The 13,801-nt window shown below is 34.7% G+C and carries 11 protein-coding genes; 6 read left to right on the top strand and 5 right to left on the bottom strand.

Going from position 1 to position 13,801, the window contains the following annotated elements; genetic code table 11:
- Nucleotides 1-5: 5 nt before the first annotated feature.
- Nucleotides 6-2,141, bottom strand: a complete 2,136-nt coding sequence (locus FVB9532_RS04330; protein ID WP_150543979.1) for a carboxy terminal-processing peptidase — start codon at nt 2,139-2,141, stop codon at nt 6-8.
- Nucleotides 2,142-2,368: 227 nt separating this feature from the next.
- On the opposite strand from FVB9532_RS04330, the gene surE reads away from it, so the two are divergent.
- From surE to FVB9532_RS04295, 6 genes are all read left to right on the top strand, one after another.
- Nucleotides 2,369-3,151 (top strand): 5'/3'-nucleotidase SurE, encoded by a 783-nt coding sequence (surE, locus tag FVB9532_RS04325; RefSeq protein ID WP_150543978.1) that lies wholly within the window; start codon nt 2,369-2,371, stop codon nt 3,149-3,151.
- Nucleotides 3,144-3,425: a hypothetical protein gene (locus tag FVB9532_RS04320; protein ID WP_150543977.1), complete on the top strand. Its 282-nt coding sequence runs from the start codon at nt 3,144-3,146 to the stop codon at nt 3,423-3,425. The genes surE and FVB9532_RS04320 overlap by 8 nt, the downstream gene beginning before the upstream one ends.
- A 1-nt stretch (nt 3,426) precedes the next feature.
- Nucleotides 3,427-4,548 carry a lipid-A-disaccharide synthase gene (gene lpxB, locus FVB9532_RS04315; protein WP_150543976.1) on the top strand — a complete coding sequence of 374 codons (1,122 nt, stop codon included), beginning with the start codon at nt 3,427-3,429 and terminating at the stop codon, nt 4,546-4,548.
- Nucleotides 4,541-5,056, top strand: coding sequence for a C40 family peptidase (locus FVB9532_RS04310; protein WP_150543975.1), 516 nt, complete (start codon nt 4,541-4,543; stop codon nt 5,054-5,056). Before lpxB ends, FVB9532_RS04310 begins: the two co-directional genes overlap by 8 nt.
- Nucleotides 5,057-5,088: 32 nt before the next feature.
- Entirely contained in the window at nt 5,089-5,580 is a 492-nt protein-coding gene (locus FVB9532_RS04305) for a DUF4131 domain-containing protein (RefSeq protein WP_150543974.1), read from the top strand.
- A gap of 116 nt (nt 5,581-5,696) precedes the next feature.
- Entirely contained in the window at nt 5,697-7,121 is a 1,425-nt protein-coding gene (locus FVB9532_RS04295; protein WP_194716482.1) for a ComEC/Rec2 family competence protein, read from the top strand.
- A gap of 40 nt (nt 7,122-7,161) precedes the next feature.
- Here the strand turns inward: FVB9532_RS04295 and FVB9532_RS04290 are convergent, their stop codons facing one another.
- The 4 genes from FVB9532_RS04290 to FVB9532_RS04275 all read right to left on the bottom strand — a co-directional run bounded on the left by FVB9532_RS04290 (nt 7,162) and on the right by FVB9532_RS04275 (nt 13,603).
- Nucleotides 7,162-7,701: a thioredoxin family protein gene (locus tag FVB9532_RS04290; RefSeq protein ID WP_150543972.1), complete on the bottom strand. Its 540-nt coding sequence runs from the start codon at nt 7,699-7,701 to the stop codon at nt 7,162-7,164.
- A gap of 70 nt (nt 7,702-7,771) precedes the next feature.
- A complete protein-coding gene (locus FVB9532_RS04285; protein ID WP_150543971.1) occupies nt 7,772-9,838 on the bottom strand; it encodes a peptide MFS transporter in 2,067 nt (688 codons plus the stop codon).
- A gap of 15 nt (nt 9,839-9,853) precedes the next feature.
- Nucleotides 9,854-11,419, bottom strand: coding sequence for a peptide MFS transporter (locus tag FVB9532_RS04280; protein WP_150543970.1), 1,566 nt, complete (start codon nt 11,417-11,419; stop codon nt 9,854-9,856).
- A gap of 6 nt (nt 11,420-11,425) precedes the next feature.
- Nucleotides 11,426-13,603: a S9 family peptidase gene (locus tag FVB9532_RS04275; RefSeq protein WP_150543969.1), complete on the bottom strand. Its 2,178-nt coding sequence runs from the start codon at nt 13,601-13,603 to the stop codon at nt 11,426-11,428.
- Nucleotides 13,604-13,801: the final 198 nt, after the last annotated feature.

The raw sequence follows: 13,801 nt of genomic DNA, 5'->3' as shown, positions 1-13,801 counted from the left end.
GCAACTTAGTTTTTAATATTTGCCCAATCAGATTTTTTCATACTTGACATTCTCAGATCATTTAACACATTAACTGCTTCTTCTACATATACATCTTTGCTTAAGCTTTCGTGCCAACGTTCTCTTTTTTTCTGCAGAGTACTATCTTGAGTAAACATCTTTTCTTCTTTTGGTAAAGATAAAAAACTTAAATCTGTTTTGTATTCAGTAATGGAATCGAACTTTTTAGCTTGTTCTTCATTTTCTGAAATTTCTTTGGAATAAGCTTCATAAGCTAGCGGGTAAATATCCTTTTTTCGCTGTTCGCTAATCCATTTTGCACTTTCATCAATTAGTTGAAGCTGCTTGCTTTCTGCCATTCGTTTTTTACTGCTTTCTAAAGCTTTATCAAAATCTTTGTAACCCTCCCAAACGGTATAATCTGCTGGTTCTATTTTATCCCAAGGCAGTGGGTTTTCCATATCTCTTTCTCCTATATCAATGTAGCTGTAACGATCTGGAACGACCACATCACTCTTCACTCCTTCTAATTGTGTAGAACCTCCATTAATTCTATAAAACTTTTGAGTAGTTACTTTTAACGCTCCCATATCCCCTAAATCGCTGTTTCGCATCCAGCGGTTAAGATCTACTACATTCTGAACGGTTCCTTTACCATAGGTTTGTTTGCTTCCTATAATCACCGCTCTTTTATAATCTTGCATGGCTGCCGCTAAAATTTCTGAAGCCGAGGCAGAAAGTTCATTTACCAAAATCACTAATGGACCATCCCAAAGAATTTCATCATCTTCGTCTTTTAAAATTTCACGCTCCCCGTTTCCAGATTTCACCTGGACCACCGGCCCTTCTTCTATAAACAATCCTGCAATATCAATTACGGTAGCTAAAGACCCACCGCCATTATTTCTAAGGTCCAGCACCAAGCCATCCATATTTTGTTTTTTCAACTCAATGATTTCATCTTTAATATCACTCGCCGCTGTTCTTCTACTGGAGTCTTCCATATCAAAATAGAAACGTGGTAAATTGATTAAACCATAATTATGGTCATTCTTCTTCACCATAGTACTTTTTGCATAAGTTTCCTCAATCTCTACCACATCTCTTACAATCGTGATATCTTCCACAGTACCGTCTACTTTTTTTACGGTTAGTGTAACTTTGGTTCCTTTTGGACCTTTGATTAAATCTACAGCATCGTCTATGCGCATCCCCACGATACTCACCGGCTCTTTTTCATCTTCTTGCTTTACTTTTTGAATTAAATCTCCAACTTCTAATTCTTCTCCTCTCCAAGCAGGACCTCCTGAAATAATTTCAAGAACCTTAATGTTATCCATTTTCTTTTGAAGCCTTGCTCCAATACCCTCTAAACTTCCTGACATTTGAATATCGAAACGCTCTTTATCTCTTGGTGCGAAGTAAAAAGTATGTGGGTCAAACTCTTCTACTATTGCATTTAAATAAACAGAAAACCAATCTTTACGGCCTAAGTCATCATTTATATCAAAAGATTCATCTAAAGCAGTTTTCGTCATCTCCCGAGCTTCTTTTTCTAACTCTTCATCAGACTTTGGCTGAAAATCTTCTTCGTTTTCGGCCTTTGCTTTTTGCTCTTGTTTTAAATCATAAAAATTAGCTAGCGTAGCAAATTTCAACTGTGTCTTCCAACGCTCTTTTAATTCTTCTTTGGAAGATGCATAAGCCATATCATCATAGTTGGTATTGATTTCTTCTTGACTACTAAAGTCAAAAGGCTGCGCTAAAATTTCAGGATAGTAAGTTTCTGCTTCGGCAAGACGTTGTTGAAACTTATCGTAAGTTACCGAGAAAAAATCGATTTTATGATTTTGAATCTGGTCATCAATTTTGTCTTTATAAATATCAAAACTATCTAAATCTTCTTGTAAAAAATATCTTTTTCGAGGATCTAAATCGCTTAAAAAATCGTGATAAACTTTTTCAGAAAATTCATCATTAATATCTTTTGGGTCATAATGGCCTCTACTTAAAACAAATGAAATAAGTTCAATAAGAACCTCATCTTTATCTGAATCTGCATCAAACTCTTTGGTGGTAAAGCTACAAGAGGCAACTGCCAAGAGTAGTCCGAGTAAGAAAATTTTATAATTCCTTTTCATAAATCTTTTTAAATTCATTAGCAATTTCTTCTGTAAACCATTCTAAAATTGTGCCAGTTTAATTTTTTAAGTAGATAATTTAAACTGTACGTTGACAAAAATTTAAAAATAGTATTTTTTTTCAACTTAAAATCATAAAATAAAGATAATGCGAAGGTATTGAATATCCTTAAAAATCTTACAGATTGTGCGATAAATGCTTATTTTAGCTTTATAAAAAATTCCTTATGAGTAAAGAGAAACCCCTAATTTTAGTAACAAATGATGATGGAATTACCGCACCCGGAATTAGGCATTTAATAAAATTAATGAAACAACTTGGTGAGGTAGTTGTGGTTGCTCCCGACAGTCCCCAAAGTGGAATGGGTCATGCCATCACCATCAACGATAATCTGTATTGTGATCCGGTAAAACTTAAGGAAACCGAAAAACATCAGGAATATAGCTGCTCGGGCACACCGGCAGATTGTGTAAAAATTGCTACGCAAGAGATTTTACACAGGAAACCTGACTTGTGCGTAAGCGGAATTAACCACGGCTCTAATTCTTCTATTAACGTCATTTATTCTGGTACGATGAGTGCTGCGGTAGAAGCTGGAACAGAAGGTATTCCCGCCATTGGTTTTTCATTATTGGATTATTCGTTGACCGCAGATTTTGAGCCTACTACTAAATTTATAAAAGCCATTACTAAAAAAGTACTTAAAAACGGACTTCCGGATGGCGTAGTACTCAACGTAAATTTACCTAAACTAGAAGAAAAAAAGATTAAAGGAATCAAGGTTTGCCGTCAAGCTAAAGCACATTGGGTGGAAGAATTTGACAAACGTACCAATCCGCAAGGACGGGATTATTATTGGTTAACCGGTGAGTTTGTAAATGAAGACGGAGGTGAAGACACAGATGAATGGGCTTTGGAAAATGGTTATGTTTCTGTGGTTCCCGTTCAATTCGATTTAACCGCCCATCATACAATTAAAGAATTAAATACCTGGAATTTGAATGATTAAAAAAGAAATTTTCATAGGATTATTTGTAGGTTTATTTGCCAATCTTGCTGGCATATATCTTTATATAATGGGATTTTCACCCGATAGCTTAGAAGGAACTTTAAAAAGTGCGATGGAGGAAGGTTATATAGGAAGCTTAATTGCCCTTGGAGCCATTTTAAATTTTCTTCCGTTTTTTGTTTTCTTGAAGAAAAATCAGCCCTATCGTTCTCGCGGAGTTCTTATTGCTACTTTAATTGCAGCAATCACTATTGTGATTTTCAAATTTAATTAAGATGAAATATTACCTCATTGCCGGCGAAGCTTCCGGAGATTTGCATGCTTCCAACTTAATGAAAGCCCTCAAACAACAAGACCCGAAGGCAGATTTCAGGTTTTGGGGAGGTGATTTAATGCAAAAAGAAGGCGGCAAACTAGTAAAACATTACCGTGAGCTAGCGTTTATGGGGTTTGTAGAAGTTCTTTTTAATTTAAGGACGATTCTCAAAAATATGAAGCTCTGCAAAAAGGATATTTCTGTTTACCAACCCGATGTAATTATTTTTATTGATTACCCCGGTTTTAATTTCAGGATTGCAGAATGGGCAAGAAAAGAAGGCTATAAAACCCATTATTACATTTCTCCACAAATCTGGGCCTGGAAAGAAAACCGTATTAAAGCCATTAAACGTGATGTAGATGAAATGTACGTCATCCTTCCTTTTGAAAAAGACTTTTATGAGAAAAAACATAATTTCCCGGTACATTTTGTGGGGCATCCCTTACTGGACGCTATAGAAAATAGAAAAGAAATTTCTTTTGAAAAATTTACAGAGCAACATGGTTTAACTTCCCAACCCATTATTGCCTTACTTCCGGGAAGCCGAAAGCAGGAAATCACTAAAATGCTTTCGACAATGCTTCAACTTACCAAAGATTTTAGCGACTATCAATTTGTGATTGCTGGTGCTCCAAGTCAAGATAAAGAGTTTTATGAACCTTTTTTAAAGAAAAGCAATGTTTCTTTACTGATGAATAAAACTTACGACTTACTAAGTGTGGCTTCCGCTGCTTTAGTAACCTCGGGAACAGCAACCTTAGAAACAGCTCTATTTAACGTTCCCGAAGTGGTTTGCTATAAGGGAAGTACTATTTCTTATGAAATTGCCAAGCGCGTGATTAATCTTGATTATATTTCTTTAGTGAATTTAATCATGGATAAAGAAGTGGTCAAGGAATTAATTCAGCATGACTTCAATGTGAAAAACCTGAAAGCTGAACTTTCTAAAATTTTAGATGAAAAGCATCGTGAGCAACTTTTTGAAGACTATAAACTACTTCGGCAGAAATTAGGAGGAACGGGAGCCAGCCAAAATACCGCTCAACTTATTTACAAAAAAATCAAATCTGATGCATAAATATATTGTTCTCTGTTTATTAACCATAAGCCTTGTTTCCTGCGGAAGTAAAAAACGGATTGCCGATCATTCTCCGGCTAGTGGCCCAGTAAAAAAGAGTAGTTCTTATCGTTACGATCCTATTCCCGTAGCTACCAGAATTGCCGATTATGCGCTTGATTTTCAAGGAACGCGTTACAAATATGGCGGAACCACCAAACGCGGCATGGATTGTAGCGGACTTATTTACACTTCCTTTTTAAGTGAAAACATTCAATTACCCAGAGTTTCCCGAGAGATGGCTAAAGAAGGTAGAATGCTTCATGTAAATGAAATAAACGTAGGTGATTTGCTTTTCTTTCAAACCAATAAAAACCGGGCCGTCATCAATCATGTTGGCTTGGTGGTCGAACTTGTTCCCGGAAGCGTTAACTTTATTCATAGCACGACTTCTCGAGGTGTTATTGTTTCTTCTTTAAATGAGCGCTATTGGAATAATGCTTTTGTGATGGCAAAAAGGGTATTTTAAAGTTGAAGATTTTTCGTTAACTTTATCTTGTAATGAAGTTAATGAATCATCCCATTTTATTCATTACCCCACTTCTAATTCTTGGTATAATTTTAGGTTTTCAATTTTTGATTCCACTAAAATTAACAATGGTCGGCTTATGCTCGATTTTAATGCTTTTTTGTGGGAGCTACTTTTATAACAAATCTCATTTATTCCCTACTCTTTTTCACACCTTAATCACCGGCTTTTCCTTTATTAGCTTAGGATTTGGGATTGTTCAGTTTCAACGCGTAGAAAATCAACCTCAACATTATTCACATTTTGATTTAGCCGAAGAAGTTTTGGTAACAGGAACCATTTCTGAAAAGCTTAAGACAACTAGTTACTATACCAATTACATTTTGAAAACAGAAACCCTTGGAAAACGTGAAACGCATGGGGAAGTTTTGTTTTCTGTAAAAAAAGATTCGATTAAAAAATTCTTGAAATTGGAGATCAAATTGCAATTAAAGAAAGACTTACAGATGTCTATGCTCCTTTAAATCCTTATCAATTTAATTACCAAGAATACCTAAAGAAGCTAAAAGTATTTAAACAGATAAAAACTGATCATGCTTCTGTGAATGTAATAGCAAAGGGTTCTCCTTCTTTGAAAAAAATGGCTGTTGGCCTACGACAAGAAATCATTAAAAATCTTAATCAAAAAGGATTATCAAAAACACAGGTTAATTTAACTTCAGCCTTATTATTAGGTCAAAAAAAGGAATTAGACCCTGAAATTTACAATGATTTCTCTTCTGCTGGAGTAATACATATTTTAGCAGTTTCAGGCTTACACGTGGGTATTGTTTTAATGATCCTTAATTTTATACTGAATCCACTTGAACAAGTAAGAGGGGGTAAATACTTTAAATACACATTAAGTGTTTTGTGCATTTGGTTTTTTGCGTTATTGGTTGGTTTCTCTCCTTCCGTAATTAGGGCAGCAACAATGTTTACTTTTTTAAACGCAGGCTTGATATTTAAACGAAAGGCTTCTACTATCAATATGCTTTGCCTTTCGGCTTTAGTGATGTTGATATACAATCCTTACCTTATTTTTTCGGTAGGTTTTCAAATGAGTTATTTGGCGGTTTTGGGAATTATTAGCTTTCAACCTTTGATAAAAAGGAAATTTTATATTAAAGGTTGGCTAAGCAGGAAATTGTTTGATGTTCTTTTGGTAAGTTTTTGTGCGCAGTTAGGAGTTTTACCGTTGAGCATTTTCTACTTCCACCAGTTTCCATGTTTATTCTTAGTAGCGAATTTACTTATCATTCCTTGGCTTTTTATACTGATTGGCTTTGGAATAGTAGTGATAACAGCTTCTTTTATTAATTTCGATTTTGCATTGCTTTACGAATTATACGGAAGGACTTTAGATTTTCTATTACTTGTTATTCACGAAATCGCCAGTTATAAAAAACTTATATTCAAGAATATTTATTTCACTAAGGAAATGATGATTTCTTTATATATAATCATTTTCTTCAGCTTCCTATTTTTTAAATATCAACAGAAAGGATTTGTGTTTAGTTTACTCATTTCGGTACTACTTTTTCAATGTATCTACATATATGATTTTTATCAAATAAATCAACAGCAGAAGTTATTTGTATTGCACAAAAACAGAAAATCGATTATCGTAGATAAGACAGGAAATCACTTAAAAGTTTTTATCGATCCATATCATTCAATTCAAAACTCAAGCCTGTTAGAAAACTTTAAAACTCAATTAGCCAGCGAAATAGATACTTTTCAACTTAAGAATTTTCATCAAACACCTATTGGTAAAAATCTACTCATTATTGATAGCTTAGGAATTTGGCAATTGCCAAAAGGCATTCATGCTAATTATGTTTTATTAAGTAATTCGCCTAAAATAAATTTAGAAAAAGTTCTTTTGGAAATAAAACCTCAACATGTGATCGTAGATGGAAGTAACTATTTTTCTTATGTAGAACGCTGGAGAATTACCTGTAGAAAAAAGAAAGTCCCTTTTCACTACACTAGAGAAAAGGGAGCTTTTGTTATTGATTATTGAAACATCTTAGCACAATTTCAACATCACATTTAAAATTTCATTAAAAAGTACCTTCAAAATTTTGCTTATACTTATTCCACGCTTCATTGGTAGTTAGCTTTTTGTAATCGTTATTGGCAATCATCTTTAAATAGATTTCTAAATCTTTTGGAGTATGATAACCGGTAACTGGAGCAATTACATTCGACTCTTCATCAAAAAACACCATACTTGGGTATCCTGAGATTTTAAGAGCGTGTGCAAATAAATGCTGACTATTTCTTCCTTTTCGATTAGGATCGTGATTGGGATTGGTATAGGTGAAATCCTGATAATCTACTTCTTCGGTACCTTCAGCATTAAACTTTACGGCATAGAAATTTTCATTTACAAAATTCACTACATCTTTATTCTGAAAAGTGTTTTTATCTAATAACTTACAAGGCCCGCACCAAGAAGTATACACATCCATAAAAATCTTCTTAGGATTTTCTTCTTGAGCCTCTAAGGCCTCATTCATTGTCATCCACTCAATTTCTTGAGCGTAATTGCTTATGGCTACTCCTAAGAGAAGCACGAAAGTTAAATATATCTTCTTCATAACTATTTTTATTCAAAAACCATTCCAAGACGCTTGGACTATATACATATCAACGCCCGGAAAGAATATATTATTTCACTCCGTGCATTAATTTTTTGAGTACTGGGTTTAAGAAGAAAACCAACACCCCTGCCACAGCCGGAACAATAGTAAATATCAAAAAGAATGTTGAAAGGTTATATTCTTTTGTAATATTTTCAATCTGCCCTCCTAAGACCGCTGCTAATTTATTACCGATAGCGATAGCTAAATACCACATCCCGAACATAAGCGCGATCATTCTCGCGGGAACTAATTTACTTACATAAGAAAGCCCCACCGGAGAAAGGCATAACTCTCCCAAAGTATGGAATAAATATGCCAATATAAGCCAAATCATACTCACCTTCATAGTTCCTGAAACGCCATTTGCACCCCAAGCTAACAATCCAAAACCAATCGACATAATGATAAGCCCTAATGCATATTTTGTAGCAGCAGAAGGATTGTATTTACTTTCCCACCATTTAGAAAATAAGGAAGCAAAAACAATGATAAAAAATGAGTTAAGAATACTAAACCAAGAAACGGTAATTTCTACTTGATTATCTTTTACTTCTGTTATTGATGCACTAATAATTCTATGATCATCTTTCTCTAATTGCTCAGCATTTGCCATGGACAACTCCATTCTATCATCATCTAAGTAACCAAAAGCAGTTTCTTCGTTATTTTTAGCGATAATATTAACCTTATCCCCTACTTGGAAAGTTATCGGCTCAGCAATGGAAACTTTTCTATCTACAACATTTGCACCATCGGGTACAATAGTCTGTTCTGAAATCGCTCTGTAAGTTATTGTTTCATTACCTTCCTTGTCCTGACCTCTAGTTTCAAAGGCTTGATAAGTCACATCGTAAGCTACCGTATTGAAGTCTCTTTGAATCATCCAACCGACTAATGCCCACATAAACAAGAAACATACTACCAATACAATATTTGAACCTGGTATTTTGTAGAATGTTTTTTTCCATAATAAATATAACACCCAAGAAATGATAATTAAGGGGATAACTGTTAATAAGGTATTTACAATATTAAAAATAATAGCAGAGTTACCTGTTAAGGCTCTATCTACATTATCTCTAGCAAACAACACTAATGATGAAGCTCCTTGCTCGAAAGACAACCAAAAGAAAACCGTAAAAAATGCAAAGATGATAAAGGCGAACATACGATCCCTTATTACCGGTGCATATCGTAATATCCTACCAATAACGAGAATTAAAAATAAAAACAAGCCAAATAAAACAGCCACGTATTGCCCTTGCATACCTCCTATTTCAAAAGCTGAAAAAATATCGACTCCTGCTATTTTGGACATAGGATCGTTAATTGCATAACCTAAGCCAATAGCAGAGCAAATAATAATTAATACTTTATCTAATGTTGTAAAAGGATTTTGCTTTTCTACTTCTTCGCCTTCTTTTCTTTCTGCTTCATTCTCTTTATCCTTTGCAGGTTTTGCTCCTATTTTCCCAAAAAGATTTCCGGAGAACCAAAACTGTAAAGTTCCTAAAAACATAAAGATCCCTGCAAGTCCAAAGCCATACGACCAACCTATTTTCTCTGCTAGATAACCACAAAGCATCATTCCAAAAAACGCCCCGGCATTTACACCCATATAAAATATAGTGTAAGCTCCATCCTTTTTCTCTTCATTTCCTTTATACATTTCAGAAATGATAGAAGTAATGTTGGGTTTAAAAAAGCCTGTACCAATAACAAGCAATGCAAGACCAACATATAAAGATAGTTCTGTTTCTAAGGCCATAGAAGCATGACCTAAGGTCATGATAATTGCTCCAATAATTACTGCCCAACGATAACCTGTTAGCTTATCGGCAATTATACCACCAATAATTGGCGTGATATATAAAAGCATGGCATAAGTACCGAATAAGGCTCCGGCATTTTCTGCAGACCATTCCCAGCCAGGATTATAGCCAATGGCAGCCATGGTTAGGAAGTTAACCAAAAGAACACGCATTCCATAGAAAGAAAAACGCTCCCACATTTCGGTAAAAAACAAAACAAACAATCCTCCTGGATGGCCTAATACTTTATCTTTAAAAAGATTATCTATATCTGTATTCATCTATATAATTATAAATTAAATATTTTCTTCTAGTTCGTAAGGTTCATTATCTTGAACATCTTGAAATTTTCTTTCGTTATCTTCTGCTCCGTGAGTAAGTCTTTTAAGAGGCTTGGTTAATAAAATAAAGATTAAACCGATAACGATGGTAAAAATTAGTATTCCTAAGAAAACTGAATATTCTCCAAAATCTGAAGCTGATTCCCCTACAATTCCTGCTACTTTACTTCCTAAGCCGGTTGCTGCAAAGTAAACACCCATCATTAAAGAGGCATATTTTACCGGTGCTAATTTTGTAATAAAAGAGAGCGCTACCGGTGAAAGACATAATTCCCCAATAGTATGAAAAAAATAAGCCAGAACTAACCAAATCATACTTGAACTTCCTGACTTTTCGAATTGCATTGCCGCAAATACCATAAACAAGAAACCAAATCCCATAATAATAATCCCTGTAGCCATTTTAAATATAGAAGAAGCTTCTTTCCCTTTCAATTTTCTTTTGGCCCAAATATTCGCTACCACTGTTGCAAAAATGATTATAAATCCAGCATTCAAACTTTGGAACATCATCGTAGGCACCGTCCACCCAAATAAATCACGATCGGTTTTAGAGTCGGTATATAAATTCATTAATCCTCCGGCCTGCTCAAATGCACCCCAAAAAATAATGACCATGATGAACGATAAAAGAAGTACCACAAATCTATCTTTATACACCTGCGAATTCAATTCTTTATAAATCATCATCATTAATGCTATAATTGCTGTAAGAAACAAAAACAACAGTCCATACCCCCATTCTAAAAAGAACCAACCTATTATTGAAACTACCACTAAAACAAATGTGATGACCAAATGCTTAGGAGACTTAAATAAGTCGGAATATAATCGTCCATAAGAAACTTCATCAGAAGCTTCGGTATCAGATTTATCTAAATTACCCACATATTTTAAATGCTTATAACCTGCTAAATAAACTACCAAACCTAGCAACATCGCCACACCTGCCATCGCAAAACCAGCGTGCCAACCCCACTCTGCCACAATAAAACCTACCAGTAATGTTGCTAAGAGGGAACCTAAATTTATTCCTATGTAAAATACACTAAAACCTTTATCACGACGAATATCGCCAGGAGCATACAAGCCCCCTACCATAGTAGAAATATTAGGTTTAAGCATTCCAACTCCCAATACTACCAGTCCTAAACCTGTATAAAATGCCCAAAGGTCTTCGATTGCTAAAACCCCGTGTCCTGCACATAAAATTAATGCACCTACGAGTACCGATTTCTTTTGTCCAAGTAATTTATCGGCAATCATTCCTCCAGGAATGGAAAGCACATAAACTAACATGGTGTACCAACCATAAAGTTCTAATGCGTTTTCTTCAGACCAACCTAAACCAATTCCTCTAGGGTCTGTACCCAAGGTAGAAGTTGTCATATAAAGTACGAGGAGAGCTCGCATCCCATAGTAACTGAAACGCTCCCACATTTCAGTAAAAAATAAAATATACAACCCAATTGGGTGACCAAATAGCTGTTTTTGGGTTTGAAGTTGAGATACAGTTGCCATAAATTATTATAAGTTTTCTTTAATGAAATTGGTCATTTTTGTATAGAGGTGAAGTCTTGTATTCCCTCCGTAAATTCCGTGATTTTTATCAGGATAAATCGCCCAATCAAATTGCTTATTTGCTTGAACCAAGGCCTCTACCATTTGCATGGTATTTTGTACGTGAACATTATCATCACCACTTCCATGAATTAATAAGAAATCCCCTTTTAAACCATCTACGTGATTAATAGGAGAATTGTTATCGTAACCAGAAGCATTTTCTTGTGGTGTTGTCATATAGCGTTCTGTATAAATGGTATCGTAAAATCTCCAACTAGTTACCGGAGCTACTGCAATAGCCATAGAAAACGTGTCGTTGCCTTGAAAGATACAGTTTGACGACATAAAACCACCGTAACTCCATCCCCAAATTCCTATTCTATCGGCATCAATATACTCTCTTTCACCTAATTTTTTAGCCGCTTCAATTTGATCTTCTACCTCAAATTTCCCTAATTCTTTCTGCGTCACTTTTTTGAAATCGGCTCCTTTAAAACCAGTTCCTCGACCGTCTACACAAGCAATGATATAACCTTGTTGTGCTAGTAATTGATACCAATAATCATTAGGACCAAAAAAAGTATTGGAAACTTCTTGAGATCCCGGCCCGGAATATTGATACATCAATAATGGATATTTCTTATTAGGATCAAAATCACTTGGCTTGATCATCCACATATTCAATTTGTTCCCATTCACTTCAATGGTAGAAAATTCTTTTTTAGAAAAATTATAAGGTTTTAATTTTTCCAACAAAGCTTTATTGTCTTTAATGTCCCTTATTTTTTTCCCGTTTCTAGCTTTGTGAAGCGTAAACTCGTAAGGAGTGGTAGCGCTAGTGTAAGAATTAATAAAATACGTGAAATCTGCACTGAAATCCGCATCGTTGGTTCCGCGTTTTTGGGTAAGCTGCACTTTATTTTTTCCATTGGCAAGTACTGAAAACACATCACGGTTAATACTTCCGTTTTCTGTACTTTGGAAGTAAATTCTTCCGGTTTTTGGATCAAAGCCATAATATTGAGTCACTTCCCAATCCCCATCAGTCACCTGATCTAATAGTTTTCCGTTTCTATCGTAGTGATAAATATGATTCCACCCATCTTTTTCACTAGTCCAAATAAAACTGTTATCGTTTAAAAAAGTAAGGTTATCCGTAACATCAACGTAAGCTTTATCGGTTTCACTTAAAATTACCTTCGCTGTATTTTCTTTTGCGTTTACAAATATTAAATCCAGCTTATTTTGGTGCCGGTTCATCGCTTGCACGCTTAGTACCTCAGGATCGTTAGTCCATTTAATTCTTGGAATGTATTCGTAAGCTTTAGGTAAGTTAACTGTGGACGTTTTTTTAGTTTTTAAATCATATAAATGAAGACTAACGTCTGAATTTTTCTCACCGGCCTTAGGATATTTGAATACCTCTTGTGAAGGATACAATTGTTTTCCATACGTTCCATACATATCCATCGAGAATTCAGGAACTTCGGTTTCATCAAAACGTAAATAAGCAATTTTATCTCCTGTTTTATTCCAATCGAAAGCCCTTACAAAGGCAAATTCTTCCTCGTAAACCCAATCGGTTACGCCATTAATAATTTCATTTTTCTTTCCGTCAGTTGTAACTTGTGTGGTTTCGCCAGAATTTAAATCTTTGATGTAGATATTATTATCAAAAACATAAGCCACTTTACTCGCATCGGGAGAAAAAGTAGGCTCTTGAATTCTATTATCTGAAATTTTTGTGAGCTTCTCACTTTCAAAATCGTACACATAATAAACACCGGTAGTGGAATGTCTGTAAATGGATTGAACTTCGGTAGAAAGAATTACTTTATTTTCATTTTCACTCAAGGTATAATCCTGAAAAAAGTCTAAACCTTCAATATTGGCAGAACTAATTAGTGTTCTCGTTTTTTCACCCGTTTCGTAGCTATACACATCTACATTCATCGTTCCGGTAGCACGATCAAAGTTTCTTACGGCATATTCTTCCCCATTATTTAAAGAACGTAGGGACTGCATGTATTCTTGCCTAAACTCACCACCCCAAATCTCTTCTAGTGTAACTTCTTTGTTTTGAGCATTTATAAAACTTGTCGCTACCAAAAAAGCAGCCACAAAAACAGTATGTAATTTCATATATATTAGAAAATTCAAATTTTGAAGGTCAAGTTTACTAAAAAATCGCCAAAAAATAGGCAATATAGATGTTAAATACTAAGGTTTTGTTAAAGAAACTTCTTTAAAATATTGTTTTGAAATTTGCTTTCTCACTTCAACTATTCAAAATTTAGGGTGACGAATTGTATCTTTGCCCATTCAACAGAATTACAACAG

Origin of the sequence: Mesonia oceanica (assembly GCF_902499555.1) — a bacterium.
GTDB lineage: Bacteria > Bacteroidota > Bacteroidia > Flavobacteriales > Flavobacteriaceae > Mesonia > Mesonia oceanica.
The sequence above is the reverse complement of the archived record's forward strand: the minus strand, read 5'-3'. Positions and strand labels throughout refer to the sequence as shown.

Bases quoted from the DNA above. Each gene is read 5' to 3' on its own strand.
- FVB9532_RS04330 (WP_150543979.1), bottom strand. From the start codon at position 2,141: ATGAAAAGGAATTATAAAATTTTCTTACTCGGACTACTCTTGGCAGTT.
- surE (WP_150543978.1), top strand. From the start codon at position 2,369: ATGAGTAAAGAGAAACCCCTAATTTTAGTAACAAATGATGATGGAATT.
- FVB9532_RS04320 (WP_150543977.1), top strand. From the start codon at position 3,144: ATGATTAAAAAAGAAATTTTCATAGGATTATTTGTAGGTTTATTTGCC.
- lpxB (WP_150543976.1), top strand. From the start codon at position 3,427: ATGAAATATTACCTCATTGCCGGCGAAGCTTCCGGAGATTTGCATGCT.
- FVB9532_RS04310 (WP_150543975.1), top strand. From the start codon at position 4,541: ATGCATAAATATATTGTTCTCTGTTTATTAACCATAAGCCTTGTTTCC.
- FVB9532_RS04305 (WP_150543974.1), top strand. From the start codon at position 5,089: ATGAAGTTAATGAATCATCCCATTTTATTCATTACCCCACTTCTAATT.
- FVB9532_RS04295 (WP_194716482.1), top strand. From the start codon at position 5,697: ATGGCTGTTGGCCTACGACAAGAAATCATTAAAAATCTTAATCAAAAA.
- FVB9532_RS04290 (WP_150543972.1), bottom strand. From the start codon at position 7,701: ATGAAGAAGATATATTTAACTTTCGTGCTTCTCTTAGGAGTAGCCATA.
- FVB9532_RS04285 (WP_150543971.1), bottom strand. From the start codon at position 9,838: ATGAATACAGATATAGATAATCTTTTTAAAGATAAAGTATTAGGCCAT.
- FVB9532_RS04280 (WP_150543970.1), bottom strand. From the start codon at position 11,419: ATGGCAACTGTATCTCAACTTCAAACCCAAAAACAGCTATTTGGTCAC.
- FVB9532_RS04275 (WP_150543969.1), bottom strand. From the start codon at position 13,603: ATGAAATTACATACTGTTTTTGTGGCTGCTTTTTTGGTAGCGACAAGT.